A 23,916-nucleotide genomic window follows, 5' to 3' on the forward strand; every position below is an offset into this window, starting at 1 on the left:
TCGTTAGGGCCGCCTCGCCCGGGCGCGGACTCGCAGAGTCCACGCTACAAAAAACCACCGCACCCGCCGCCGCTGTGCCGTACCTTCGCCCGAGCGTACAATCATCGAATACTTCCTCATGAATCAATACGACGTCACCGTCATCGGCTCCGGCCCGGGCGGCTATGTAGCGGCCATCCGCTGCGCCCAGCTCGGCCTCAAAACGGCCCTCATCGAGAAATACCCCACCCTGGGCGGCACCTGCCTCAACGTGGGCTGCATCCCCAGCAAGGCCCTGCTCGACTCGTCCGAGCACTACCACAACGCCCATTCGGTGTTTGCTGAGCACGGCATCGGGCTGGAAAACCTGACCGTCGACATGAACCGCATGATTGACCGCAAGGCCGGCGTGGTAAAGGCCAACGTGGACGGCATTGCCTACCTTATGAAGAAGAACAAAATCGACGTCATCACCGGCGTGGGCTCGTTCATCGACAAAACGCACATCAGCATCGCGCCCACCGCCGGCGGCGAGGCCCAGCAGATTGAAACCAAAAACGTCATCATCGCCACCGGCTCCAAGCCCACGGTGCTGCCGTTCATCGCCCAGGACAAGGAGCGCATCATCACCAGCACCGAGGCCCTGAACATCCGCGAAGTGCCCCGGCACATGATTGTGATTGGCGGCGGCGTAATTGGCCTTGAAATGGCTTCCGTGTACGCCCGCCTCGGCGCGAAAGTCTCGGTCATTGAATTCCTCGATTCGCTCATCCCGACCATGGACCGTGGCTTGGGTAAGGAGCTGAAGCGCGTGCTGGGCAAAATCGGCATCGAGTTTTTCCTGAGCCACAAAGTGACCGGCGCCACCCGCGAGGGCGACAGCGTGACCGTGACCGCCACCAACCCGAAAGGCGAGGAGGTGAAATTCGAAGGCGACTACTGCCTCGTGGCCGTGGGCCGCGTGCCCTACACTGCCGGCCTCAACCTGGAAGCCGCGGGCGTGGAAATGGAAGAGCGCGGCCGCATTAAGGTCGATGCCCACCTGCAAACCAACGTGCCCGGCATCTACGCCATCGGCGACGTGATTCGCGGCGCCATGCTGGCCCACAAGGCCGAAGAAGAAGGCGTGTTTGTGGCCGAAACCATCGTGGGCCAGAAGCCGCACATCAACTACCTGCTCATCCCCGGCGTGGTGTACACCTGGCCCGAAGTGGCCGGCGTGGGCTATACCGAAGAGCAGCTCAAGGAGCAGGGTAAGGCCTACAAAATCGGCAGCTTTCCCTTCAAAGCCAGCGGCCGGGCCCGCGCCAGCGGCGACACCGACGGCTTCGTGAAAGTGCTGGCCGACAAAACCACCGACGAAATCCTGGGCGTGCACATGATTGGGCCGCGCATCGCCGACCTCATCGCCGAAGCCGTGACCGCCATGGAGTTCCGCGCCTCCGCCGAGGACGTGGCCCGCATGAGCCACTCGCACCCCACCTACGCCGAGGCCATGAAAGAGGCTTGCCTGGCGGCGACGGAGAACCGGGCCATCCACATGTAATGCCCATCTTCATTTTAAAACAAACCGCCGTAGCTACCTTGGTCGCTACGGCGGTTCGTTTTTATGACAGGGATAACTAAAATATTCTTAGCGTTGGCGCTATTCACCGCCAGCTTCGGTAGCTATCAATGGAACCGCTACCACAGTACACAATGTGAGCCGTGTTTGGCCAAATCGAAGCCGTGCCCGCTCTGTCCTTCCGAATATGCCAAGCCGATAGCATTGGCTACTATTAGAACGGAAGCGTTTCTGCTGCTCTTTTGGGCAGTGGCTCGGCGCAAACGCAAGTTTTGATTTTCTGCCCTGCACCAGAAATGCAAAAAGAGGCTGAAGCTATAGGAGTTTCAGCCTCTTTTTGCATCAGAACATTGTTTTTAGCTGCCTATCGCCTCCCAAGCAACGTCAGCGGCTTCTGGACGCCCGCCACACAAACCTTCCCTCAGTGGTCGTAGCTCACGACGCGGGTGATTTTCCAGGTGCCGGCCTGCTGCTGCCATATCATCACGAACTTGGAGTTGCCGCAGTCGTTGCGGCCGTTTTCGACGTGGCAGAAGCGTTGCGTGGCAATGTGCAAGGCCCCGTAGTTTTTCACGGGGTACACCTCCAGGGTGCCCGGCACCAGCGTGCGGGCGATGTCGGGGCTTTGAGCAAACAGGCGGGTGAAGCCTTCTTGGGTCTGGGCAAAGTTGCTCAGGCCGCCTTTGTCGTGGTAAAACTCTACGTTATCGGCGAAGTAGGCCATGAGCTTGTTCACATCGTGGGCATTGAAGGCAGCAAACATTTCCGTGTCCAGCCGGGCCACCGTTTGGTATAGCTCGTCCTTGACGACCGGTTCCGAAGCGGGGGTGGTGGTTGGCGGGGGCAGCCCGGCCTTACGCGGGGTGCTTTGAGCGCGGGCGGTGGCGCCGGTAAAGGCCGAAAGCAATAAGAGCAGGGCGAGGATGCGACGCATAAAAGATGGTAATTGTCGGACTAAATATAGCCGCGCCTGCCGGCTGTAAACAGAAAATAGACATCTTGCATTGCCACTCCCACCGGCCGCTTCTGCCCATACAACTCCTCCAATGCCCAGCCCCGACGCTCACCCCCAGTTCCAGCCCGCCAGCCGCGCCGAGTGGCGGCAATGGCTGGCCGCGCACCACGCCAGCGCCCCCGGCGTATGGCTGGTGTACGGCAAAAAAGGCAGCGGCCTGCCCAGCCTGAGCTACGCCGAAGCCGTGGAGGAAGCCCTCTGTTTCGGCTGGATTGACTCGCACCCGCGCAAGCTCGATGCCGCACGGTCGCAGCAGCTTTACACGCCGCGCCGGCCCCGCAGCGGCTGGAGCAAGGTGAACAAGGAGCGGCTGGCGCGCCTCGAAGCCGCCGGCCAGCTCATGCCCGCTGGCCGCGCCGCCATTGCCCGCGCCAAGCAGAACGGTGCTTGGGAAAGCCTCGACGCCGCCGAAGCCGGTGAGGTGCCCGAGGACCTGGCCGCTGCTTTGGCGACTAATGAGGCCGCGCAAGCCAGTTTCGCCGCCTTCTCGCCCTCCGCCCGCAAGCAGATTCTGACCTGGGTACTAAGCGCCAAGCAGCCCGAAACCCGCGCCCGCCGCGTGGCCGAAACCGTGCGCATGGCGGCGCTGGGCAAGCGGGCGAATTTCGACCGGGAATAACCAAAACCCCTGAAACCGTGCGGTACGGGGCTTACTTGAGCACGTCCTTAAGCTCTTTCAACCGGAATTGTTGGTCCGCGGCGATGAACTCGCGCATCATGGCGGCGTGGCCCGCACCCACCAGCACCAGCGCCTTGCCGTCCGGGGCCGTCATATTTTTCTGCACCAACGAATACATGTATAGGTTGCGTCGGTACCACTCCGACACCAGGAACGCGCCCGCGAAATTATCGGGGTTGCCGGCCCGGTTGAGGATTTCGAGGTAGAGGCCCTTGTTCCGGGCCAACTCCCCGGGGCTGTTGGCGTCGAGCAGCAGCTGCGTGAGGCTGTAGGTTTCGAGCTTCTGATTCTGGCTGGTTTCGTATTGCTTGATGGCATCCTGCGACTTTTGCAGCAAGGCCGTCTGCTTGGCCGTCTGCATGGCCTTCAGCACGCTGTCGAACGGGAAGGTGGTTTTGGTGTAGTCGAGGGCGTAAACCCGGGTGAGACGGGCCTTTTTGCCCGCCCGGAAAGCGAGCTGCACAATTTCATTTTTCAGAAAGAAATTCTGGCGCTTCGCGGGGTAGGTGGTGCTCACGAACGACTCGTAGCTGCCGCCGAGGTAGGCGGTGTAGAGCTTGTCCAGCTCCGGCTGCTCATCCCAGGGCCACTCCACGAAGATTTTATCGGGGTGAAAAACGTTGATTTTTTGGGCGATGGTTTCCAGCTCCGCCTGCACCTTGGGGGTCATCACGTCGAAGGTCTTGGTTTTGGCGACGTCCGCGCCGGGGTTGTGAAAGTGGAAGGTGCCCAGCAGCAGAATGTCGCTGGGCCGGGTTTGGGCCGCGCCGGTAGCCGCAGCGAGGCAGGCGAGCAGCAAAAAGAAAACGTGTTTCATGGGGCAGTGAAAAGGAAGGAGGAAATGGGGGGCGCGGCTGCGGGCAAAACTATTGCGCCGGGCAAACAGTCTTCCGGGGCCAAACCTACCGCCTGGGCCGGTAAATGCCGCAACGCGCAACCCGGTTGCTTTGCCCAGTAAATACTTTTGTCCTTATGCTCTCCGAACCCACCTACCTCACGGCCCGCATGGCGGCCCCCATGGTCGAAGCCCACTTTGCGCGGCACCGCGCCGCCAGTGTGGAGGACGAAAAGCGCCTGGCCTCGCCGCCCGAAGCGCAGTGGGTGGAAGCCGTGATTGACGTGGCGTTCTGGGCCAGCCTGGGGCGTGAGGAAGGCTACTCGCCGCGCATCTCGCTGGCGCTGCTGCCGCTGGAGCAGGCCCGGCAGCCGCTGGTATTTGGCCAGCGCCGCCGCCTCACGCCCGCCAACCTGCTCAAACTGGCGCCCGCCGTGGAGCAGCCCGGCCTGCACCTGGGCGTGTGGCACGACGCCGACGGCCTCTACGTGTGGGGCACGGCCACGCGGGTGCCGCCGCTGTGCTTCGTGCTCGAAGTGGTGGAGCCCGGCCTGCTGGTGGTGAAGCACCGACGCGCCGGCGGCTTCGGCAAGTTTGTGAACGTAGCCGTGCTCCGCGGCGACCACCTCCAACTCATCGACGAAACCGACGGCGGCCTGAGCGACTGCGCGGCCCTGCGCGCCTTTTTGCCCGGCCGCAGCCTGCCCGCGCCCGACACCGGCGAAACCGACAACGTGCTGCTGGAGCTGGCCGCCGCCATGCGCGCCCACGGCCGCGGCGGCCTGGTGCTGGTGGTGCCGCCTGGCTCGGAGCGGTGGCAAACCTCCATTGTGCAGCCCCTAAACTATCCCGTGGCCCCGGCCTACACCGGCATCCGGGCGGTGCAGCGGCCGGGGCAGTCCAGGCGCAAGTGGCAGGCCAGCCTGCGGCGCAACATCGGCATCGTGGGCGGCTTCACGGCCGTGGACGGGGCCACGGTCATCACCCGTGAATACACGCTGCTGGCCTTCGGAGCCAAAGTAGCGCGGGCCGACACCAGCACGCCCGTCGAGCAAATGGTGCTCACGGAGCCAGTGGTGGGCAGCGAGCCCCGGCACCTGCACCCGGCCCGCAACGGCGGCACCCGCCATCTGGCCGCCGCCCAGTTCGTGCACGACCAGCACGACGCCATTGCGCTGGTCGCGTCGGTGGATGGGTTTTTCACGGTCTTCGCGTGGTCCGATGACTTGCAACTGGTCCATGCCCACCGCATCGACGTGCTGCTGCTGTGACGTAAAAAAGGCCGAAGCTCAACGAGCTTCGGCCTTTTTGCCGATGGTTAAATCGTGGTTTAGTAGGCCAGCTCCATTGCTTTGGGGTCGGGGCCGTAGTCGTTGTCGCCCCGCGTGCCCTCGGTCACGTCGAGCACCAGCAGCCAGATGGCGCCCACCAGCGGCACCAGCGCAATGAGCAAAAACCAGCCGCTCTTGTTCACGTCGTGCAGCCGGCGTACCGACACCGCCAGCCCGGGCACAAGCAGGGCCAGCCCAAGCAGAATGGAAAGGACGCCCGTGCCCACTCCAACCGACGAGCCCATCATGCCGTCGATGACCGCGGCGGCAATGCTGAGCAGGAACTGAAACAGCACGAACATCCAGTATTCCTTGCGGCGGGCGCGGCCGCTGAACACGGCGTATTTCTTTAAGGCAAGTAAAAAATAATCCATGGAAAAAATGAGGGTAGGCATTTCCTACTCGTAAGGCTTTTCGGTGACGCCCCGTTTTTTCAAGTGGGTTCTGGACTCCACCCATCAGGCTTGGGCGAAGCCACGGTTGAGTGTCGGCGCCAGGCAAATGGCCCACAAGGTAATGAGTGAATGATGGGTGCCAAGACCCTGATTGGGGAAAATTTGATGCGGCCGTCGGGGGAACAGATGCCGGGTTGACGTGCCTATTCAACAGGTCCGATTCGCCGTTTGACCCGCGCTGGCTGCACAACTGCGGGCGTTGCTGCTGAGCGATATTTAAGTAGCTTAGCCCCCCCTTGCCTTCACTTCTTTCCAATTCCTGCCCAATGCTTTTCTTCATACGATTTGCGTGGTTTGTGGCCCTGGTGCTGCTAGCCCAACCAGCGCTGAGCCAAGCCGTCACACCAGCCGCTGCCCTGGCCCAGGCCGCCAAGCTGGAGGCAGAGAAAAAATACGAATCGGCCTACCAGATTCTCGACAAAGCCGACCCCAAAAACCAGCAGCCCGAGGTGGTGCTCCAAAAGGAAAAGCTGCTGCTCCGGTACTACCTCATTGCCATAAACTTCCAAGCCTTCGGGCTGAAGGACCTGGCACCCGGCGAAACCGTGGAGCGGCTGCGCGGCAAAGAAGGCCAGTACAGCACGCATCTGCTCGACATCCCTAAAACGCTGACGCAGCTGCAGAAGCGCTTCCCCCAGGACTACCGCCTCAGCCAGGGCCTCGGCGACTATTATTACCGGGCCGTGCTCTGCCACTGCGGCGAGCAGGATAAAACCGAAGCCCAACTGCTCGACCTCGTGATTGCGCACTACAGCCAGGCCCACGCGCACCAGCTCGGCGATTTCATGACCTACTACGCCGTGGGCTACGCGCACCTGGCGCAGGGGCGGGCCCAGCCCAGCGTCGCGCCGTTCGAGAAGTCCATTGCCCTGAACGCGCAGTACCCCGATTCGCCCTACAACCTGGCCTACGCCCTCATGCTGCTCAAGGAGCCGGCCCGGGCCATTCCCTACGCGCAAACGTCGTTGCGGCTCTACACCGACCCCGAAATGAAGGCCGATGCCGCCCGCCTGCTCGGCACGCTTTACCAGCGCACCCAGCGGCCCGCCGAAGCCAAAAAAGCCCTGCTGCAAAGCCTGGACCTGCAGCCGCAGCACTACGCCACCCTGCGCAACCTGCTGGAGCTGGCCGTGAGCACCCACGCCCCGGACGCCCCCACCTGGGCCGCCCGGCTCTACCAGCTCAATCCGGCCGATGACCAGATGTTTTCCGACATCATGGACATCTACCAGGCCCAAAATCAGTGGGCCGAAGCCGAGGCCTTTTTCAGCAGCCAGCTGCCCACGGCCCCAGCCAAGCCCAGCGCCCAGGGCCTGCTGCATTTCTACGTGGCCATCCTCAACATGCAGCTCCGGCGCCCGCAGCTGGCGCGGCCCCACTTTCTGGCCGCCCAGCGCGAGCTGAAAAAAGTGGCAAAGCCGGATAACCCGATGTTTCAGCTGATTGATAAGGGCCTGGCCGAGAGCAAGCCCTAAGCCAAGACGCACAAGCCCAGGAGCAGCCGGTGAGCGCGGCTAAGCGGAACCACCAAAAATAAAACGGCAACATTCTGGCCGCAGCTTGCGAATACCCTAGTTCGCCGGCCGCGCCAGTGCCCCGGTATGCCTCCGCACACCCGCCATGGCCTTCCCGCTGCAGTTCTTCCTCGAAACCGTTGTTTTACCCCACCTCCTCATGGCCAAAGACAAAAAGAAGAAGCACAAGAAGGGCGATGCTTCGGAAGATATTCTGGACGTTGCCGCCTTGTCCATCAAGAAATTCCGCAAGGTGACCAGGGAAATCGGCAAGCTCAGCACCGGCCAGAAGCTGGTGGGCGGCATTGCGCTGGTAGCCGCCGGCCTCACCTACCTGGCCACCCAGGATTCGTCCGAAGCGCCCGACTCCGCGTCCAACTCCGACGAGCCGGGTCCGCTCAAGCGCTTGGCTGATAGTTTCTTGGGTGAAACGGAAGACACCCCGGCCCACCGCAAGCCCCGCAAGATTCCCAAATTCAAGCCAGCCCCCGATTCCGAATCCTAAACGCCCGGAACTCATCCGGCGCGTCCACTTCCTTCAAACCAACCAGGCACCATGAAAAAGACCAAGAAAAACAAAGCCGCCAAGAAAACCTCCCTGCTCGGCGGCGCTACCAAGTCGCTCAAGAAATTGGGCAAAGGCAAAGCCCTCGGCAAGCTCAGCACCACCCAGAAAGTAGTGGGCGGCGCGGCCCTGGTGGCCTTGGGCCTGAGCTACCTCTCCAAGCGCCGCGCCGCCAAAGCCATCGATGCCACGCCTCCCGCCACCAGCGCCACCTCCAACGCGCTGGCCGCCGAAGAAAGCTTGGCCGCCATGGACGGCAACGCTTAAATAATATTTAGAACGTCCTGCAGAGCGCAGCGAAGCATCTCGCGTGCATGAGCTAATTAAGTTGAAGCACGCGAGATGCTTCGCTGCGCTCTGCAGGACGTGCCACTTCTTTCCAGCCAACATAAACACGAAAAAAGGCTGACGCTCTGGGAGCGTCAGCCTTTTTTTGTGTTCTCAAATTTCGTTATTCGGCGGCAGGAGCAGATGGCGCGGCAGCGGGCGGCGTGGGGCTGCCCAGGCGTACGCGCACAGCATTAGGGCCTTTGGGACCCATTTCTACCTCAAACGTCACCTTGTCATTCTCATTAATCGTGATGCCGCCCAAGGCGTTGGCATGCACGAAAATGCTTTCCTGGCTCTGCGCGTCGCGGATGAAGCCGTAGCCTTTCGAGCTGTTGAAGAACGTGACGGAGCCGGAGCGCATCGTGTCTTCGGGCTCCCGGTCTTCCTGCTTGGCCACGCTGATGCGAATGTCCTCGTCCTTGATGACGCGCTTCTTGGTGGGGTCGGGCGGGGTGGAGGTGATGTTGCCGTTTTCGTCAACGTAGGCAAACATTTCTTCCAGCGCTGCGCCGGATTTGGCGTTGGCCTGGCGCTCGGCTTTGCGCTCTTCCTTTTCGGTTTTCTTCTTGGCGCGCTTTTTCTCGTTGTCTTTCTTACCAAATGTCTCTTGAGACCTACCCATAGTATTTGTTTTGTTGCTAATTCGGTGGTGCGGCGGGGCTTGGTGGGGGAAAGGCGGCCCCGCTGCGGAGTGGATTATCACGAAGATACGCAATATTCGGAGCCTTTCCGCGGGGCTTAGTCGCGGGCCTCGCTCCAGCGCGTTTTTCGCCAGGCTTCCCGCTGCTGCGGCTTGAGGAAAGTCCAGGCCACGAGGCGGCTTTTCTTCTGGCCCTGAGCCATTTCGATGGTGCGCACGTCGGTGGCGCCGGCCGTTTGCAGAGCGCGGTACACGCCGGGCAGCGTTTCTTTTTTCGACACCAGCGAGGTGTACCAGTAAGCTGAAGTGGGCCGCCGGCCGCTTTCCTGCACCATGCGCCGGATGAAGCCGGCCTCGCCACCCTCGCACCACAGCTCGTTGTTCTGGCCGCCGAAATTTAGGGTGGGGCGCGGGCCGCGCTGTGTGCCCAGGGCCGCTGTTTTGCGCTGCGTGCCGGCCGCCGCCTCGGCCGCCGAGGCGTGGAAGGGCGGGTTGCACATCGTCAGGTCGAACACCTCGCCGGCCTGAATGAGGCCGTCGAAAATGCGGGTGCGGGCCGGCTGCAGGCGTGCCTCGATGGCGCCGGCTAGGCTGGGGTTGGCAGCTTCAATCTGCTGGGCGGCGCGCACGGCCACGCCGTCCACATCGGAGCCCACGAAGTGCCAGCCGTATGCGCGCCGGCCGATGATGGGGTAGATGCAGTTGGCGCCCACGCCCACGTCGAGCACCGTGATGTCCTCGCCGGGCGGCAGGGTGCCGCCGTTGCTTTCGGCCAGCAAATCGGCCAGGTAATGCACGTAATCGGCCCGGCCGGGGATGGGCGGGCACAGGTAGCCTTTCGGAATATCCCAGTGCTCGATGCCGTAGAACTGCTTCAGCAAGGCCCGGTTGAGGGCTTTCACGGCGGCCGGGTCGGCAAAATCAATCGACAGGTTGCCGAATTTGTTTGGCTGCACAAAGGCCGCCAGCGCCGGGCTGGCCTGGCTGAGCTGCGGAAAATCATAGGGCGCGCGGTGCGGGTTGCGCGGGTGCAGCTGCTCCTTTTCGGTGGGGGCGATGGGAGCGGGGGCGGGGTTGGGTTTTTTCATGAGAGAACACACAATAGAGCGTCATGCAGAGCGCAGCGAAGCATCTTGCCCGCCACCACTAATCAGTGACGACTACACGAATTGAGTTACTTGTGGCGGTAAAGATGCTTCGCTGCGCTCTGCATGACGTTCCAGCGACACATTACTGCTACGTCGTCTTATACAAATACCAACCATCGCCGAGCGGCTTGAGCACGATGAGGTGCTCGGGCGTCATGGCCGGCAGTTGGGCGCGGTCGGCCTGATAGAGCAGGCCCACCGTGCTGTTCACCTTGCCGCCGATGACGAACTCCAGGCAGCTCGCGCAGCCGGTTTCGCGGCGCGTCACGCGGCTCAGAAACAGCTTGCGGAGCAGGGCGTGCACGGCGGGGTTGGCATTGGCGGCTTTTTCGCCGGTGGCCGCGCTGTCGGGTGTAAAGTACTTTCCTGCCTGCACCAAGCGTAGCACCTTGCGGAAATCGGCCCGGTTTTTCCGGAAGTGGGCGGCAATGTCGGCGTCGGCGGCCGTCCACAGGCGCAGGTTGCCCACGGTGAAGGCGTGGCTGGCGTCGGGGTGCTTGCGGTCGTAGTCGGCCACTTCGGCTGGCGGCAAATTCGAAAGCAGCTCCACCATGGGCGGCCCGAGGTGCGTCATGGCCAGGTTGCGGATGGCCTGCAGCTTCCAGGCGTCGCCTGCTTTGGCGAAGTGCAGGTAGAAGTCGCGGCGCTCGGCGGGCCCCAGCAACTCCACGGCTACCACGGCGGTGCTGTCGCCCTGCGCCACCAGCTGGCAGGTGCGCTGCAATTGGGGCGGAATCTGCTGGCCCAGGGTTTCGCGCTTGGCCTGGCCGGCGGCCTCGCAGCAGAGGTAGTCCTTCATCTCGGCCCAGCCCGTGGGCGCCACAAACCGCTCGGCAATCTGGAGCGGCGCGAGGGGCGGGGCCGTGGCGGCGGCGGCCGGCAGCCACAGGCAAAGAAGCAGGAACAGGTATTTCATTCGGAAGCTAACGGCAAAACAGCCGGCTTAAATTCCGGAATGCCCGCGCAATATGGGGCCCGGGCGCGTTTCTTTGCCGCATGAAGCGTTGGCGGTTCCGGTTTGGGCTAGGGGTGCTGGTGCTGCTGATGGCCGCCGGATTGGCCGCCCAAACGCCGCCGCTCACCCACGAGCAATACCTGGAGGACTTCGATTTTTTCTGGGAAACCGTCCGGGACCATTACGGCTACTTCAACCAGAAGCAAACCGACTGGCCGCGGGTGCGCACCATCTACCGGGCCCAAGCCGACACCGTGCGCAGCCGCCGCGCCTTCGTGCGCTTGCTCGAAAATGCCCTGGCCGAACTCTACGACAACCACGCCAGCCTGAACACCAACCGGCCCGACTCGCGCCGCCTCGTGCCCACCGGCACCGATGTGTGGGCCACCTTCGTGAACGGCCAGGCCGTGGTGCAGCAAGTCCGGGCCGGCTACGGGGCCGAGAAAGTGGGCGTGAAGCCCGGCGCCGTCATCGAAGCCGTAAACGGCGTGCCCGTAGCCGAAGCCCTGCGCCCCTTGCTGGCCCAAACGCTGCACCGGCCCGACCCCGCCGCCCGCAATTTTGCCCTGGGCCAACTGCTGGCCGGCGACCACCGCACTCCCCGCACCTGGACCATGCGCCTGGGCACCCGCACCTTCACGGCCCAGCCCGACGTGCCGGTATCGCTGCTCGAAACCACGCCCTACCGAGGTTTGCTGGCAGCGAAGCGCCTGGGCGACAAAGGCACCATTGGCTATATCAAACTCAACAACAGCCTGGGCGACAACCGCCTCATTGCCAAATTCGACAGCGCCCTGACGGCGCTCAAAGGCACTGAAAGACTCATTCTTGACCTGCGCGAAACGCCCAGCGGCGGCAACACCACCGTGGCTCGCGCCATCATGGGGCGCTTCATCGAGAAGGAAATGCCCTACCAACGCCACGAGCTGCCCAACGAGGAAGCCGAAACCGGCATCCCGCGCCGGTGGCTGGAACTGGTGGCCCCGCGCGGCCCGCGCTACCCCAAGCCAGTGGTAGTGCTGGAGGGCCGCTGGACGGGCAGCATGGGCGAGGGCCTGGCCATCGGCTTCGACGCCCTGCACCGCGCCACCCTCGTCGGCACCGAAATGGCCCAGCTCCGAGGGGCCATCTATTCCTATAAATTGCCGCACTCCGGCATCGGGTTCAGCTTCCCCGTCGAGCGCCTTTATCACATCAACGGCCGCCCCCGCGAAAACTATCAGCCGCCTTTTACGGTGGATTTAGTCAAGGCCGCGCAGCAGCCCAAGCCCAGCCCCGACCCTGTGATGAAGCAGGCGCTCAGTATACTGGAACACAAGAACTAGCGCCGGTTGGCGTTAGCGTGGGCGCGCCGGGCCACGTCCGCCGCTTTTGCCCGCGCCCGAAGGCCGGCTGCCGGTACTGCCGGGCCGGCTTTTCTGCGGCCGGGCAGTACCGCCGGGGCCGACGCTTTTGGGCCGCTGGGGTGATGGGGCCGAGCTTTTGGGCCGCGATGAGCCGCCGGGACCAGCCTTGGCGGGGCGCTTGCTGCCGGGCGTGATTTTGCCAGTGGCGGGGTCCTTTTCGGGGCGTGGGCCCCACCAGCCGGTGCCCGAGGGGTTGAACATCGACGGCGGGCCGGGCTTGCGCGGCTTGGGTTTGCCGGCCTGGCCATCGGCGGCGTCGCCTGCGGCTTTGCGGGCCGGCGCTTTGCGGCTGCGGCCGCCGGACGCTTCCTCGGTGCCGCTCGATTTGGCCACCATCTTCATGATGCCGGCCAGCTCCTCGGGCGTCAGCTCGCGCCAGTCGCCCACGGGCAGGCCTTTCAGCGTCACGTTCATGATGCGGACGCGTTCCAGCTTCAGCACTTCGTAGCCGAAATGCTCCACCATGCGCCGAATCTGACGATTGAGGCCCTGCACCAGCGTGATGCGGAAGATGTAGGGCGTTTCCTTCTGGATGACGCACTTTTTGGTGACGGTGCCCAGCATCGGGATGCCGTTGGCCATTTCGTCGAGCATGCGGTCGGTGAGAATGCGGTCCACCGTCACCACGTACTCCTTTTCGTGCTGGTTGCCGGCCCGCAGAATCTTGTTCACGATGTCGCCGTCGCTGGTCAGGAAAATCAGGCCTGACGAATCTTTATCCAATCGCCCGATGGGGAACACACGGGCGGCGTGGTTCACGTAGTCCACGATGTTGCCGCGCACGCCCGGCTCCGAGGTACTCGTCACGCCCACCGGCTTGTTGAAGGCCAGGTACACGGCATCTTCGGCCTGCTTGGGCTCCAGCTTGTGGCCGTTCACGCTCACCCGGTCGCGCGGACCCACCTGGTCGCCGATTTTGGCGGGCTTGCCGTTGAGCAGCACGGCACCCTCGGCGATGTAGCGGTCGGCCTCGCGGCGCGAGCACAGGCCGCTTTCGCTGATGAATTTGTTGAGGCGGGTGGCGGAGCTGGACGGCATACGAAGCGGCGAATTGGTTGAAAACGAAACGCGGCAGCTAAAGCAACGAACGTCTCGGAGGGCACAAAGGTACGCCCGAGGGTAGCGCGGACTTTTAGTCCGCGAAGGGGATAGGAGAACGTCATGCAGAGCGCAGCGAAGCATCTCGGGTTTACGCCACTAGCGGTGCTATTATATAGAAGAACAACCTGCGCCCGCGCCGCCCGTTAGCCCAACCATACTATCCAATAATCACTGAATTACCCAGATGTCTGACAAACCCACTATTTTCCCGCCCCAGAGCCAGGACGCGGGCGCCGGCAAGCCCGGCCTCGAATACAAGATGACGCCCGAGCCTGAGTACATCCGCGACGGCTACAAGGGCGCCGATAAACTGAAGGGTAAAGTGGCCCTCATCACGGGCGGCGACTCCGGCATCGGGCGCGCCGTGGCCGTGCATTTCGCCGTGGAAGGCGCCGACGTGGCCATTTGCTACTTCCCCACCGAGCAACAGGACGCCGAAAAGGTGCAGGAACTGGTGCAGGCCCACGGCCGCCGCTGCCTGCTGCTGCCCGGCGACCTGAAGTCGCCCGCCTTCTGCCAGGAAATCGTGGACCGCACTGTGGCCGAACTGGGCGGCCTCAACATTCTGGTGAACAACGCCGCCGAGCAAAACTGGCACGACTCGTTGGAAGATATTAAGGATGAGGAACTGGACAGTATTTTCAACCTGAACATCATCGCCATGTTCCGCATTTCGCGGGCCGCGCTCAAGCACCTCACAGAAGGCGATTCCATCATCAACACCGCCTCGGTGAACGGCTTCAAGGGCAATGAGATGCTGCTGGACTACACTTCCACCAAGGGCGCCATCACGGCCTTCACGCGGGCGCTGTCGCTGCAGCTCATCAAGAAAGGCATTCGGGTAAACTCGGTGGCGCCGGGCCCTATCTGGACGCCCTTCATCACCGGCGTGGGCTTGCTGAAGCTGCCTCTGTTTGGGCACGACGTGCCGATGGGCCGCGCCGGGCAACCGTCGGAAGTGGCACCGGCCTATGTGTTTCTGGCGTCGGAAGATGCCTCGTACTTCTCGGGCCAGACCTTGCACCCGAACGGCGGCTCGGTGGTGAACGCCTAAGGCCCGTGACCGGTGGGGAATAACCCCGCCCCAAGCGCTACCGTATCAGCCCCTAAAAATGGCTACATCGCCGTTTACAATTTCTTAACCGCTTCCCATGAACACGAAACTGCTCGGCCTGCTGGCCGCCGCCTCGCTGGCTACCGCCGCCTGCCAACAGGACAAAAAAGTGGAAACCACCACCACGACCACTCCCGACGCCACGACGACCACGACTACCACTACGGTCGACACCGTGGCCCTGCACGACGACGCCCGCCGCATGGCCGCCCGCGTAGCCGAAGACCTCAAGCTGAGCGACCCGGCCGTGACCACGCGCATCGAGCGCACCTACTATACCCGCGGCCGCCGTCTCAACGAGCTCGAAACGCAGTACGCCAACGACACCACCGGCCGCTACGCCGCCATCCGCCAGGCCAACGATATGGCCGATGAGCAAATCCGGACCGACCTCAACAACCCCGGCTACTACAACACCTACTCCTCGAACCGCGCCAACTACGGCGACGGCCCCTACTCGCTGGCGCCCGTGGCCGTGACGACCACCACGACTTCGACGACCACGCGCACTGGCAGCGTGGGCCAAGGCTCGGGCGTGAAGAAGATTGACAACGAGAAAGACGGCGACCACAAAACCAAGTTCGAGAACGGCGCAAAAATCAAGCGCAGCGACGACGGCTCGGTAAAAATCAAGCGGGCCGACGGCACGAAAATCAAAATCGACGAAAACGGCAACCGCACCGTGAAAAAGGGCTTGTTCAAATAAGCCTTTGCTAAAGCAAAAAAGCCCGCTCCTGGCCAGGAGCGGGCTTTTTTGTTGGGAAAACTCTACCAGTGCAACGACCACGAGGCGCCGGTGAACGGGCCGTAGTTGTAGGGCGAAAAGTGTCCCTGCCGAAACCATGGTTTCGGCTTGCGCGGCGGGGCCATGCCGGTGCCGTGGGCGGCGGCGCCGTCGGGCGCGGTTTCGACGCGGGTGCGGCCGTTGCGGACGGCAATTTTGGCGAAGGCGTAGCCGATGGCGATGCCGATGGGGTAGTCCGAGGCCCAGTGTACGCCGTTATTGAGCATGGAATAGCCCAGCAGGCCCATCAGCGAGTAGCCCACGGGGCGAATGAAGCGGTATTCGGGGTAGTTGTCGGCGATGACCGTGACGGTGGCCATGGCCGTGGCCAGGTGGCCGGTGGGGAAGGCGTCGTAGTTGGGCACGAAGCTCTGGTAGCGGCTGTAGGACGGAAACAGATGCCACTCGCCGCGGTCCTGGGTGGCCACGTAGGGGCTCTGGCGGCCGGTGAGGCGCTTGAGCGTCTGGATGACGAGGCCGGTGCTGAGAATGGCCTCACCAAGCTGGCTGGAGGTTTGCAGGGCGCGGTTGTCCTTCTTGATGCCGCCGTAAATCCAGAAGCTGCTGGCCACGGTGAGGTGCGTCCAGCCATCGCCAAGGAAGTAGAACGTGCTGTTGAGGTTATCGGGTACGTTGAACTCGAAGGGCAGGTTGGCCGAACCCACGCGGAAGGGGATATAGACCAGGGTTTTCTGGGTGCTGGCCGCTTTCAGGCCAATGAACCGGCCGAAATCCTGGCTCCAGTCGATGATGGCCTGGTCGGCCACCCACAGCGCCACCGAGGCCGTGGCTAGGCCGATGAACGTCTCCTTGTTTTCCTTGCGGAAAATGTAGCCGGGCGCCTGGCCCAGGTCGCGCGGGATGTGCAGGAGCCAGCGAAACGGCTTGGTGTTTTCGTAGTGCCACATCACACCGGGCGCCACGGTGTAGTCGCTGATGCGGCCATCGGCGCCGCGCGGGTGGATGTGCACCAGCGAGTCAGAAACGGCCGTTTTGGCGGAGCCGGGGCGGGTTTGGGTGGTGTCGGAAGCTGTTGGAAGTGCCAACGAGTCGGCAGCGAGGCCGGTAGAATCTGAGGCAACAGGGGTGAAATTAGCAGTGTGAGCGGAGCTACTGGCGGCAAAACTCAAACTAAAAAACAGCGCAACGAATAGCCGCAGGGCGCGGCGAGGGTAATAAGAGTTCACGAAAAAAGGAATAGCTAATAACGCGGTGCGGCCTCGCGGCAGGGGTGGGGCGAGGGGGCACCAAATGGGAAAACAGGCAAGCCGTGGCTCGCATAACGGACCACAAAGGTAACACCGGCGTCACGTTGGGCTAACCACCGGGGCACCGGCTTGCGCTGACGAATGGCGTGGCAGAATATTTTAGGCAAGCCGCGTATCTTTCTGCGAGCCCCGGCCGGCGTCGCAACAACGACGCTACTTAGCAAGCCATGAGGCCGTCATGCTGAGCGCAGTCGAAGCATCTCTACCGCAGTAGTAATCATTTACTTTCTCGGTAGAGATGCTTCGACTGCGCTCAGCATGACGTTTAGGAAGCGTTTTAATCTGTTTCTCTTAATTCACCCACCCAATGTCTGAAACTGCTGCCGCGCCCCTGGAGGGCTTTGTTTCACCCACCACGGCCGTGGCGGCCAATCGGTACGGGGCAGCCTTTGAGGCTCTGTGCCAGCGTACGCCGGCCCTGCGCCAGGAGGACGTGGCCGCCCGCCGGGCCCGCCTGCAAAAGCTCAGCAACTGGCTGCACGCCCACCGGACCGATATCCAGCAGGCCTTGCTGGCCGATTTCCGCAAGCCCGCCGCCGAAACCGACCTCACCGAAATCTGGACCTCACTGGTCGAACTTAAGCACACGATGAGCCACCTGAAAAAGTGGATGGCGCCGCGCCGGGTGGCCGCTCCCATGGCCCTGCTGGGCACCCGCGCCTGGGTGCAGGTCGAGCCCAAGGGCGTGGTGCTGATTATTTCGCCCTGGAACTACCCGTTTTACCTAGCGGTAGGCCCGCTAATTTCGGCCATTGCCGCCGGCAACGCCGTGGTGATAAAGCCGGCCGAGCAGACGCCCGCCACCGCCGCGCTGCTGCAAAAGCTGTGCGAAGAGTTGTTTCGGTCTGATGAGGTGCTGCTGCTGCAAGGCGACAAGGAAGTGGCCACTGAGCTGCTAAAGCTGCCCTGGGACCATATTTTCTTCACCGGCAGCCCCGAGGTAGGCAAGATTGTGATGCGCGCCGCCGCCGAGCACCTCTCGGGCCTCACCCTGGAGCTGGGCGGCAAAAACCCGGCCGTGGTGGACGAAACCGCCAACCTGCGCGACGCGGCCGAGAAAATTGTGTGGGGCAAATTCCTCAACAACGGTCAAACCTGCGTGGCCCCCGACTACCTGCTGGTGCAGGAAAGCGTGCAGCCCGCGCTGCTGCGGGAGCTCACCGCCGCCATCCAGCGGGCCTACAACCCCGCCGGGGCCGGCATCGAGCGCTCCGAGTCGCTGGCCCGCATCGTGAACCAGCACCACTTTGCCCGCCTCGCCGGCCTGCTCGAAGATGCCCAGACCCGGGGTGCCACCGTGGCCGCCGGCGGCACCGTCGATGCCCTGCAGAACTACATCGAGCCCACCATTCTGACCAACGTGCCGGCCAGCGCCCGCGTGCTGGAAGAAGAAATCTTCGGCCCGCTGCTGCCCGTGCTTACCTTCAAAACCCTGCCCGAAACCACGGCTTACATCAACGCCCGCCTCAAGCCGCTGGCGCAGTATGTTTTCAGCACCAATGCTGAAAACCGCCGTTACCTGCTCGAAAACGTGTCGGCCGGCGGCGCGGGCGTGAACGAAACGGTGCTGCACTTTGCCCACCCCGAGCTGCCCACCGGCGGCGTGGGCAACTCCGGCCTCGGCAAGGCACACGGGCACTCCGGTTTCCTGGCTTTCAGCAATGAAAAGGGCGTGCTGCGGCAGCGCGTGGGCTTCACCGGCATCAAGGCCATGTACCCGCCCTACACCAGCCGGGTGCAGAAGCTGATTGGGCTGCTGGTGAAGTATCTGTAGCCGTTGAACTGGGGGCGAAGGGGGTTACTTTTCAGGCTGAAGCCGCATGAAAGCCCATGACGACCACACAACGATTGCGCGGCTGGTGCCTGGGGGCCGCTGGCCTGCTGCTCACGGCCTGCGACGACGGCCTGGAGGTGCGCTTCGCGCAGCCATTTCTGGCGGAGGTGGCCGATATGGCGGCTTTTCCGGTCCGGCACCAGGGCGTGTACACCGCCGCCGATTCGGGCAAGTCGCTGTGCGTCGGTCGCACGGCGGTGTGGCGGCAGGAGTTGCAGCAGGTGCTGGCCAGTCGTCGGGAAGTCGATTCTCTCCTGCTTCATCATTTGCGGGCTGATACCACGTACGCGCAAGGCGGGCACCTGCACTACGTGCACCTGCTGAGCCGCGACTCGGTGCGCGACAGCTGGCTGTGGACCGATACGGTTTTCACGCTCGCGGGCCCGGGACCGGGCGTGCTGCGCCGGTTTCAGGGCCGCTACTACCTCAACACGCCCAACGACAACAGGGACAAATGGTACGTGCAGCGCCTCGAAATCGAGGGTCCGGGCCTGCGCTGGCAAACCTTCGGCACCGATACCCTGCGCCTGCTGGCCCTAGACCCGGCCACCGTATACTACCACCGCGAAAATGGCCGCCTGACTTCCTTTCAACTTATGCCCGCCACCGCCCAGCAAACGCGCCGCCTGGGCCGCTACGACGGCCTCTGGGATACCCAGGAGGCATACCGCCGCCGCCATTAGCTCCTGTGTTACTTCTGCCGCTGCTGCATCTCAGCCGCTATTTTCTGCTGCGTGGCTTTGGTTTGAAGGAGTTTAAACTTCTCGGGGCCAACGACGGCGCGCAGTTCTTTTTGGGAGTTGATGTTGATGCGTTTCAGCTCGGCCAGGAGCTGCGGCGATTTGGCGGGCAGCTTTTCCTTGGCAGCGTTGGATTGGGTGAGCGTGCCGTTGAGGATGGTGCGGACGCGGCCGGTTTGGTCGGGGGTGAGCTTGAGCTCGGTGCCCATCACGTCGGCTAGGTCGCGGGCGGCGGTAGGCGGCGCCGGCGAGTCGGCGGTGCGCACGGTTTCAACCACCGGGGCGGGCTTGTCGCGGCGAAAGATGGAACAGCTGGCCAGAAAGGGCAGCAGGAGCAGGGCGTAGCGGGTTTTCATGAAATAAGCGGGTAAGAATTTGCTTTACGCAGAAGCAGGGTTGCGGGGCTATCCAGCGGTTAATTCCCGTTGATATGACCGGGCGAGATTCCCAGCCGACGCGCTATTTTGGCCCGGTTCTGGCGCAGGTGCCGGCGCTGCTTAGGCGTTAGAAAACCAGCGAGTTGGATTGCTGTACTTGCCTTGATGCGTTTGATTTCTTCCCGTTGCTCAGCCGGCTGACTGGCATATTTTTGGGTAGCTTCCTGGCACAACTCCTGTTCCAGTTGGAGGGCTGCGCGCAGGCGTGTGAGCTGGTCGGGCTTTATCTCACCTCCCAATAATTGATAGGCAGTGCGTTGGGTAAGCATTTTCTCCACCTGCGCGCAGTTGCCAAACAGCAGCACGGCCAGTAGCGGCAGCAACAGCAGATAGGGCAGGGCCAGGCGTTTCATTACCCCAAACATACCACGCCGTGAGCTGATTGGCTCAGCGCCGAAACACCGTCAGAATCGGCATTCCATCTACCCAAATATGATGCACCGGCGTGCCAAACCGGGCCTCGTAGGGCCAGGGGTGCCAGCGGTAGATGCCCAGAAAATACCGGGCCTGGGCGTGGGGCACAAAGCGCAGCCGGGCACTGGCCGTCGTGGGCAGCAGCAGGGCGTTGTTGTGCAGCACATCGCGCTGCGTGAGCGTGTCGCTGATGGCCACGGTGGCGCTGGCATCGTGGGCCAGCACCCAGCTCAAGCCCTGCCGGGCCGAGATGCCCCAGTAGTCGCGCTCGAACAGCTGGGCCGCCACCGGACCGGGCAGAAAACTGAAGTACACGTACTGATGTGGGTGGTCGTGCACTTGCCGGTAGGCCGTGTGGGCTACGCCCAGCGCCAGCAGCACGCCCGCCGCCGTGCCCAGCCGCCGCCACGCCGAAGTCGCCGGAGCCGCCCGCCAGACGTGCACGCCCGCCCGCAGCCCCCGCATCGCCAGCAGCAAAAAGGCCGGATAAATGAAGTAAACGTGCCGCCAGCCGTCGTACACGACCGAATTCAGGGCCACGATGAGCACCAGCGGCCCCACGCACCAGGCCCCGAAAAGCAGGTCGCGCCGGCCGGCTGTGCGGCGCAGCAGCGCCAGCGGCCGTTGCACCAAGTCGCGCATCACCCCAGCCGCCCCGGCCACAAACAGCACCGAATAGGCCACGGGCGTGGTGGCCAGCAGCCACACCGGCAGGTAGTGCCACGGCAACTCCCGGCACGAGCGCAGCTGGCCCAGGTAAAACACCCGCATGGTTTGGCGGAAGTAGCGGAAGTTGCCGAAGCACTCCCACAGCCGCGCCACCGGCGCCTCCCACAGGTAGGGCCAGAACACCACCACCAGCGCCATGGTGGCCACGCCGCACAGCGCCAGCGCCCGCAGCAGCGCCATCCGGCGCAGGGGCCGCGCCCACATCTCCAGCGCTACAAAAGCGGCCGTGAGCACCGGCAGCAGCAGGCCCATAATGCGCACATCAGTAGCCAGGGCCATCACCAACGCGTGTAGCACGGCCCGCCCCGCCGTGGGCCGGCGCAGCAGCCGCGTGAGCGTGAACCCGCCCAGCACGAACAGGTTCATGAAGACCAAATCCTTGTGGTTGTAAAACGCCTCAGCAAAAATCCGGGGCGAGAGCACCAGCGCCGCCGCGCCCACCAGCCCCCAGCGCCAGCTGCCAAACCGCTCGGTGCCCAGCCGGAACAGCGCCCATGCCCCCAGCACAAACGTGGCAAAAACCAGGAAATGCCGCATCCAGTAAGCGCCCGGCAAGTCATCAGGGTAAAAAACTTCTTCCAGCGCCGCCAGGAGTAGGGTGAAGGCCACGCCATGGTCGGCCTCGCGGTAGGTGCGCAGCGCGGGCAAGTGGGCCAGGTGCTCGCGGGCCAGCAGACTGGGGGCCAGGCGCTGGGCCACATAGCGCAGGCTGATGTAGCCGCCCTCGCGGTCGGTGGGCTCGTCCCAGCCCATGCCGTAGCTGCTGGTGAGGAACAGGCCCAGCAGCAACAAGCCGCCAAAAAACAAAGTTGTAATCAGCCGGCGCGGGGCGCGGAAATTCTCAGATAGTAGTCGCAGCATGGTGGCCCAAAGTCGAGGCCAAAGGTAGCGGGCGGCGGGAGGGGATTTCCGTCGTCTTCATGCCTTGTGCCGTGAAGTGGGCCAGCGCCATGATGGTGAGCATGGGGTTCACGCCGCTGCAGGCGGGGAAGGCCGAGCCATCGGCCACGAAGAGGTTTTGCACTTCCACCGTCTCGCCGTTGAGCTTGAGCGGGTGGGTGGCGGCGTCGCCGCCCATGCGGCAGGTGCTCATCTGGTGGGCGCTGTAGAGGCCGAACTGGTTGGGCTTCCAGCTCAGGTGCGGCAGCTTGTCGAGCACTTCGGGGTTGAGCAGCACGCCGTCTTTGGCCTCCAGCGTGGGCAGCGTGCCGTGGGGCAGATATACTTTCTCGGCCCCGGCGGCAATGTGGATTTGCGCCGCGGCGCGCACGCCTTCGAGCATGTTGGCGCGGTCGAAATCCGACAGCACGTAGTCAATCAGCGGCGCGCCATTTTTATCGATGCTCACCCGTCCGCCGTCGCGGTCGCGGGTGAGGACGATGAAGGAACCCAGGTGGCTGGCGTCGCGCAGCAGCTCGTGGTGCTGCCGGCCCGAGCGCCAGGGCAGCACCATGCTTAGTAGGCCGGGGTGGGTGGGGGGCGTTTCGAGCTTGGCGCCGAAGTTGGTGCCGTGCAATTGCGTGTAGGTATCGTTCACCACGCTCATGCTGGGGCCGTGCCAGGAGTTCATGGCCTGCGGGTAGCGGGCGCCCACCACCACCGTGGGGTGCAGGTGCAGGTGGCGGCCCAGGTGCGGGTGCTTCAGGCCGGAGCGCAGCAGCAGCGCAGGCGTCTGGATGGCGCCGCCGGTCACCACCACGCGCTTGGCTCGCACCGTGATGGGAATTTGCTGGCCGTCGGCAGTAGTGTACACGGCCTCGGCGCCGGTAGCGCGGCCCTGGCTGATGGTGACTCTGTCAACTTTGGTATCGGCCAGAATGCGGGCGCCGTGCTCGAAAGCGGTGAGCAGATACGTGTTCAACGTGCCCTGCTTGATGCCGTGGGCATCGCCCAGCGTGGTGTAGCCCAGGCTACGAAAGTGGCTGTCGGAATCGGTCAGGCCCTTTTCGTTGCGCGGAATCAGCTTCACCTCCTGGCCGAGCTTGGTGGAGCCGTCCCACAAGGCTTGGTTCTGGCCGTTGTGGCGGGTATAGTTGGTGTTCACGCCGATGGTGCGGGCCACGGCGTTTAGGCTTTCCTTAAACTCCAGGGTGGTGAAGTGGGGAGCGGCGTGCTCGCGGGCCCATTCCTGCAGCACGTAATCGGGGGTGCGGAAGGCGCCGGCCCAGTTCACGGTGGTGCCGCCGCCCAGGCAGGCCCCGGCCAGGATGCCGATGCTGCCGTCCTGGGTGCAGAGGGTGCCTTTGGCGTCGTAGAGCTTGCCCAGCATGTCCACCTCGCGCTGGGTAAAGTCGCAGCCGTGGCAGTAGGGGCCTTTTTCGATGACCAACACATCGAAGCCGGCCTCGGCCAACTCGCCGGCTACCACGCCGCCGCCCGCGCCGCTGCCAATCACCAGCACATCGCACTCGTACGTAGTGGCATCGGTCGGCTTAAGGGTGCGAATGGGCTTAGGCGAATCCACCGGCTTCTCGTCGGGGCCGGGGTAGCCGAGGCGTCCCCAGACGGCCGGCACCTCCGCCATGCTGCCGCCGTAGTACAGCAGCGTGCACAGCTTGCGCAGCGCCTGAAAGCCCTTGCGCAGCTGCGGCACGTTGCTGGCGGCCCAGCTTTGCAGCAGCTGCTCACGGTGCGCCGCATCGAGCTTGCGGAAGGGCTTGAGCGGCCCGAACCACGTCAAACCCAGCAGCGGCTTCTCTAACAAATCAAGCAACTGGCCGAACTCATTCTGCGCGCCCTCAGGCTGCTCCCGGATGGCCGCTTCCAGCTTCTCCAGGTTCACGCCGGCCGCGCCGGGCGGGCTGCCGTCGGGCAGGGCGGGAATAAAGGTGTCGGCGAGGGCCTGGAGGAGGAGCGAGCGGGCGGGCGTGAGCGAAAACATGCGGCGGGAATTTTGGATGGTAAAAGGTAGGGAATTTTCCGCAATATGTTAGGCGTGCCGAGTAGTTTTTCAGGTAAGAACGGCGTTGTAACAATAAAAAAGCACGTCATGCTGAGCGCCGCCGAAGCATCTCTACCGCGCAACTAATTCCAATCGATAGGAATAGTGTTGCGGTAGAGATGCTTCGGCGGCGCTCAG

Annotated in this window: 23 protein-coding genes; 11 read left to right on the forward strand and 12 right to left on the reverse strand. The window is 63.4% G+C overall.

The genetic code is table 11. From position 1 onward, the window contains the following. Positions 1 to 118 precede the first annotated feature (118 nt). Positions 119 to 1,525, forward strand: a complete 1,407-nt coding sequence (gene lpdA, locus Q4S41_RS03320) for a dihydrolipoyl dehydrogenase (protein WP_305029676.1) — start codon at positions 119 to 121, stop codon at positions 1,523 to 1,525. A gap of 439 nt (positions 1,526 to 1,964) precedes the next feature. Here the strand turns inward: lpdA and Q4S41_RS03325 are convergent, their stop codons facing one another. Further along, positions 1,965 to 2,477: a nuclear transport factor 2 family protein gene (locus Q4S41_RS03325; RefSeq protein ID WP_305029677.1), complete on the reverse strand. Its 513-nt coding sequence runs from the start codon at positions 2,475 to 2,477 to the stop codon at positions 1,965 to 1,967. A 112-nt stretch (positions 2,478 to 2,589) separates the two neighbouring features. Here Q4S41_RS03325 and Q4S41_RS03330 point away from each other — a divergent pair, with 112 nt between their 5' ends. Next, entirely contained in the window at positions 2,590 to 3,177 is a 588-nt protein-coding gene (locus Q4S41_RS03330; protein WP_305029678.1) for a YdeI/OmpD-associated family protein, read from the forward strand. Positions 3,178 to 3,208: 31 nt separating this feature from the next. On the opposite strand, the gene Q4S41_RS03335 is transcribed toward Q4S41_RS03330, so the two are convergent. Next, on the reverse strand, positions 3,209 to 4,054 hold the full coding sequence (locus Q4S41_RS03335) for a DUF5694 domain-containing protein (RefSeq protein WP_305029679.1): 846 nt from the start codon (positions 4,052 to 4,054) through the stop codon (positions 3,209 to 3,211). Positions 4,055 to 4,209: 155 nt separating this feature from the next. Between Q4S41_RS03335 and Q4S41_RS03340 the strand changes: the two genes are divergently transcribed. After that, complete coding sequence (locus Q4S41_RS03340) at positions 4,210 to 5,343, forward strand: putative sensor domain DACNV-containing protein (RefSeq protein WP_305029680.1); 1,134 nt, start codon at positions 4,210 to 4,212, stop codon at positions 5,341 to 5,343. Between the two features lie 59 nt (positions 5,344 to 5,402). Here Q4S41_RS03340 and Q4S41_RS03345 read toward each other — a convergent pair whose 3' ends face one another. After that, positions 5,403 to 5,777 (reverse strand): DUF805 domain-containing protein, encoded by a 375-nt coding sequence (locus tag Q4S41_RS03345; protein WP_305029681.1) that lies wholly within the window; start codon positions 5,775 to 5,777, stop codon positions 5,403 to 5,405. A 347-nt stretch (positions 5,778 to 6,124) separates the two neighbouring features. On the opposite strand from Q4S41_RS03345, the gene Q4S41_RS03350 reads away from it, so the two are divergent. The 3 genes from Q4S41_RS03350 (at position 6,125) to Q4S41_RS03360 (ending at position 8,204) form a co-directional block, all read left to right on the forward strand. After that, entirely contained in the window at positions 6,125 to 7,333 is a 1,209-nt protein-coding gene (locus Q4S41_RS03350; RefSeq protein ID WP_305029682.1) for a hypothetical protein, read from the forward strand. Positions 7,334 to 7,478: 145 nt separating this feature from the next. Further along, positions 7,479 to 7,877 (forward strand): hypothetical protein, encoded by a 399-nt coding sequence (locus tag Q4S41_RS03355; RefSeq protein ID WP_305029683.1) that lies wholly within the window; start codon positions 7,479 to 7,481, stop codon positions 7,875 to 7,877. 51 nt (positions 7,878 to 7,928) lie between these two features. Beyond that, positions 7,929 to 8,204 (forward strand): hypothetical protein, encoded by a 276-nt coding sequence (locus Q4S41_RS03360; protein ID WP_305029684.1) that lies wholly within the window; start codon positions 7,929 to 7,931, stop codon positions 8,202 to 8,204. A gap of 184 nt (positions 8,205 to 8,388) precedes the next feature. On the opposite strand, the gene Q4S41_RS03365 is transcribed toward Q4S41_RS03360, so the two are convergent. From Q4S41_RS03365 to Q4S41_RS03375, 3 genes are all read right to left on the reverse strand, one after another. After that, positions 8,389 to 8,889: a cold-shock protein gene (locus Q4S41_RS03365; protein ID WP_305029686.1), complete on the reverse strand. Its 501-nt coding sequence runs from the start codon at positions 8,887 to 8,889 to the stop codon at positions 8,389 to 8,391. Between the two features lie 116 nt (positions 8,890 to 9,005). After that, complete coding sequence (gene rlmF, locus Q4S41_RS03370) at positions 9,006 to 9,995, reverse strand: 23S rRNA (adenine(1618)-N(6))-methyltransferase RlmF (RefSeq protein ID WP_305029687.1); 990 nt, start codon at positions 9,993 to 9,995, stop codon at positions 9,006 to 9,008. A 148-nt stretch (positions 9,996 to 10,143) separates the two neighbouring features. Next, the gene (locus tag Q4S41_RS03375; RefSeq protein ID WP_305029688.1) at positions 10,144 to 10,971 is read right to left on the reverse strand and encodes a hypothetical protein; all 828 of its coding nucleotides are present in this window, start codon (positions 10,969 to 10,971) and stop codon (positions 10,144 to 10,146) included. An 80-nt stretch (positions 10,972 to 11,051) separates the two neighbouring features. Here Q4S41_RS03375 and Q4S41_RS03380 point away from each other — a divergent pair, with 80 nt between their 5' ends. Then, positions 11,052 to 12,335: a S41 family peptidase gene (locus tag Q4S41_RS03380; protein WP_305029689.1), complete on the forward strand. Its 1,284-nt coding sequence runs from the start codon at positions 11,052 to 11,054 to the stop codon at positions 12,333 to 12,335. A 12-nt stretch (positions 12,336 to 12,347) separates the two neighbouring features. On the opposite strand, the gene rluF is transcribed toward Q4S41_RS03380, so the two are convergent. Next, the gene (gene rluF / locus Q4S41_RS03385) at positions 12,348 to 13,454 is read right to left on the reverse strand and encodes a 23S rRNA pseudouridine(2604) synthase RluF (protein ID WP_305029690.1); all 1,107 of its coding nucleotides are present in this window, start codon (positions 13,452 to 13,454) and stop codon (positions 12,348 to 12,350) included. Between the two features lie 247 nt (positions 13,455 to 13,701). Here rluF and Q4S41_RS03390 point away from each other — a divergent pair, with 247 nt between their 5' ends. Together Q4S41_RS03390 and Q4S41_RS03395 are read left to right on the forward strand one after the other, a co-directional pair. Beyond that, positions 13,702 to 14,571 (forward strand): SDR family oxidoreductase, encoded by an 870-nt coding sequence (locus Q4S41_RS03390; RefSeq protein WP_305029691.1) that lies wholly within the window; start codon positions 13,702 to 13,704, stop codon positions 14,569 to 14,571. Between the two features lie 97 nt (positions 14,572 to 14,668). Then, on the forward strand, positions 14,669 to 15,337 hold the full coding sequence (locus tag Q4S41_RS03395) for a hypothetical protein (protein ID WP_305029692.1): 669 nt from the start codon (positions 14,669 to 14,671) through the stop codon (positions 15,335 to 15,337). A 62-nt stretch (positions 15,338 to 15,399) separates the two neighbouring features. On the opposite strand, the gene Q4S41_RS03400 is transcribed toward Q4S41_RS03395, so the two are convergent. After that, positions 15,400 to 16,461 carry a phosphatase PAP2 family protein gene (locus tag Q4S41_RS03400; protein ID WP_305029693.1) on the reverse strand — a complete coding sequence of 354 codons (1,062 nt, stop codon included), beginning with the start codon at positions 16,459 to 16,461 and terminating at the stop codon, positions 15,400 to 15,402. Between the two features lie 529 nt (positions 16,462 to 16,990). Between Q4S41_RS03400 and Q4S41_RS03405 the strand changes: the two genes are divergently transcribed. After that, positions 16,991 to 18,457 carry an aldehyde dehydrogenase family protein gene (locus Q4S41_RS03405; protein ID WP_305029694.1) on the forward strand — a complete coding sequence of 489 codons (1,467 nt, stop codon included), beginning with the start codon at positions 16,991 to 16,993 and terminating at the stop codon, positions 18,455 to 18,457. 56 nt (positions 18,458 to 18,513) lie between these two features. Continuing rightward, a complete protein-coding gene (locus Q4S41_RS03410) occupies positions 18,514 to 19,200 on the forward strand; it encodes a hypothetical protein (RefSeq protein WP_305029695.1) in 687 nt (228 codons plus the stop codon). Positions 19,201 to 19,208: 8 nt separating this feature from the next. On the opposite strand, the gene Q4S41_RS03415 is transcribed toward Q4S41_RS03410, so the two are convergent. The 4 genes from Q4S41_RS03415 to Q4S41_RS03430 are packed head-to-tail and all read right to left on the reverse strand — an operon-like array spanning position 19,209 to position 23,718. Next, the gene (locus tag Q4S41_RS03415; RefSeq protein WP_305029696.1) at positions 19,209 to 19,613 is read right to left on the reverse strand and encodes a hypothetical protein; all 405 of its coding nucleotides are present in this window, start codon (positions 19,611 to 19,613) and stop codon (positions 19,209 to 19,211) included. Between the two features lie 59 nt (positions 19,614 to 19,672). Then, positions 19,673 to 20,047, reverse strand: a complete 375-nt coding sequence (locus Q4S41_RS03420; RefSeq protein ID WP_305029697.1) for a hypothetical protein — start codon at positions 20,045 to 20,047, stop codon at positions 19,673 to 19,675. Positions 20,048 to 20,081: 34 nt separating this feature from the next. Next, a complete protein-coding gene (locus tag Q4S41_RS03425; protein WP_305029698.1) occupies positions 20,082 to 21,698 on the reverse strand; it encodes a hypothetical protein in 1,617 nt (538 codons plus the stop codon). Beyond that, positions 21,679 to 23,718: an FAD-dependent oxidoreductase gene (locus Q4S41_RS03430; protein ID WP_305029699.1), complete on the reverse strand. Its 2,040-nt coding sequence runs from the start codon at positions 23,716 to 23,718 to the stop codon at positions 21,679 to 21,681. The genes Q4S41_RS03425 and Q4S41_RS03430 overlap by 20 nt, the downstream gene beginning before the upstream one ends. Between the last annotated feature and the right edge of the window lie 198 nt (positions 23,719 to 23,916).

Origin of the sequence: Hymenobacter convexus (genome assembly GCF_030580955.1) — a bacterium.
Lineage (GTDB): Bacteria > Bacteroidota > Bacteroidia > Cytophagales > Hymenobacteraceae > Hymenobacter.

What these genes read in the sequence shown, in the direction of transcription:
- lpdA (WP_305029676.1), top strand. Translation starts at nt 119, where the DNA reads ATGAATCAATACGACGTCACCGTCATCGGCTCCGGCCCGGGCGGCTAT.
- Q4S41_RS03325 (WP_305029677.1), bottom strand. Translation starts at nt 2,477, where the DNA reads ATGCGTCGCATCCTCGCCCTGCTCTTATTGCTTTCGGCCTTTACCGGC.
- Q4S41_RS03330 (WP_305029678.1), top strand. Translation starts at nt 2,590, where the DNA reads ATGCCCAGCCCCGACGCTCACCCCCAGTTCCAGCCCGCCAGCCGCGCC.
- Q4S41_RS03335 (WP_305029679.1), bottom strand. Translation starts at nt 4,054, where the DNA reads ATGAAACACGTTTTCTTTTTGCTGCTCGCCTGCCTCGCTGCGGCTACC.
- Q4S41_RS03340 (WP_305029680.1), top strand. Translation starts at nt 4,210, where the DNA reads ATGCTCTCCGAACCCACCTACCTCACGGCCCGCATGGCGGCCCCCATG.
- Q4S41_RS03345 (WP_305029681.1), bottom strand. Translation starts at nt 5,777, where the DNA reads ATGGATTATTTTTTACTTGCCTTAAAGAAATACGCCGTGTTCAGCGGC.
- Q4S41_RS03350 (WP_305029682.1), top strand. Translation starts at nt 6,125, where the DNA reads ATGCTTTTCTTCATACGATTTGCGTGGTTTGTGGCCCTGGTGCTGCTA.
- Q4S41_RS03355 (WP_305029683.1), top strand. Translation starts at nt 7,479, where the DNA reads ATGGCCTTCCCGCTGCAGTTCTTCCTCGAAACCGTTGTTTTACCCCAC.
- Q4S41_RS03360 (WP_305029684.1), top strand. Translation starts at nt 7,929, where the DNA reads ATGAAAAAGACCAAGAAAAACAAAGCCGCCAAGAAAACCTCCCTGCTC.
- Q4S41_RS03365 (WP_305029686.1), bottom strand. Translation starts at nt 8,889, where the DNA reads ATGGGTAGGTCTCAAGAGACATTTGGTAAGAAAGACAACGAGAAAAAG.
- rlmF (WP_305029687.1), bottom strand. Translation starts at nt 9,995, where the DNA reads ATGAAAAAACCCAACCCCGCCCCCGCTCCCATCGCCCCCACCGAAAAG.
- Q4S41_RS03375 (WP_305029688.1), bottom strand. Translation starts at nt 10,971, where the DNA reads ATGAAATACCTGTTCCTGCTTCTTTGCCTGTGGCTGCCGGCCGCCGCC.
- Q4S41_RS03380 (WP_305029689.1), top strand. Translation starts at nt 11,052, where the DNA reads ATGAAGCGTTGGCGGTTCCGGTTTGGGCTAGGGGTGCTGGTGCTGCTG.
- rluF (WP_305029690.1), bottom strand. Translation starts at nt 13,454, where the DNA reads ATGCCGTCCAGCTCCGCCACCCGCCTCAACAAATTCATCAGCGAAAGC.
- Q4S41_RS03390 (WP_305029691.1), top strand. Translation starts at nt 13,702, where the DNA reads ATGTCTGACAAACCCACTATTTTCCCGCCCCAGAGCCAGGACGCGGGC.
- Q4S41_RS03395 (WP_305029692.1), top strand. Translation starts at nt 14,669, where the DNA reads ATGAACACGAAACTGCTCGGCCTGCTGGCCGCCGCCTCGCTGGCTACC.
- Q4S41_RS03405 (WP_305029694.1), top strand. Translation starts at nt 16,991, where the DNA reads ATGTCTGAAACTGCTGCCGCGCCCCTGGAGGGCTTTGTTTCACCCACC.
- Q4S41_RS03410 (WP_305029695.1), top strand. Translation starts at nt 18,514, where the DNA reads ATGACGACCACACAACGATTGCGCGGCTGGTGCCTGGGGGCCGCTGGC.
- Q4S41_RS03415 (WP_305029696.1), bottom strand. Translation starts at nt 19,613, where the DNA reads ATGAAAACCCGCTACGCCCTGCTCCTGCTGCCCTTTCTGGCCAGCTGT.
- Q4S41_RS03420 (WP_305029697.1), bottom strand. Translation starts at nt 20,047, where the DNA reads ATGAAACGCCTGGCCCTGCCCTATCTGCTGTTGCTGCCGCTACTGGCC.
- Q4S41_RS03425 (WP_305029698.1), bottom strand. Translation starts at nt 21,698, where the DNA reads ATGCTGCGACTACTATCTGAGAATTTCCGCGCCCCGCGCCGGCTGATT.
- Q4S41_RS03430 (WP_305029699.1), bottom strand. Translation starts at nt 23,718, where the DNA reads ATGTTTTCGCTCACGCCCGCCCGCTCGCTCCTCCTCCAGGCCCTCGCC.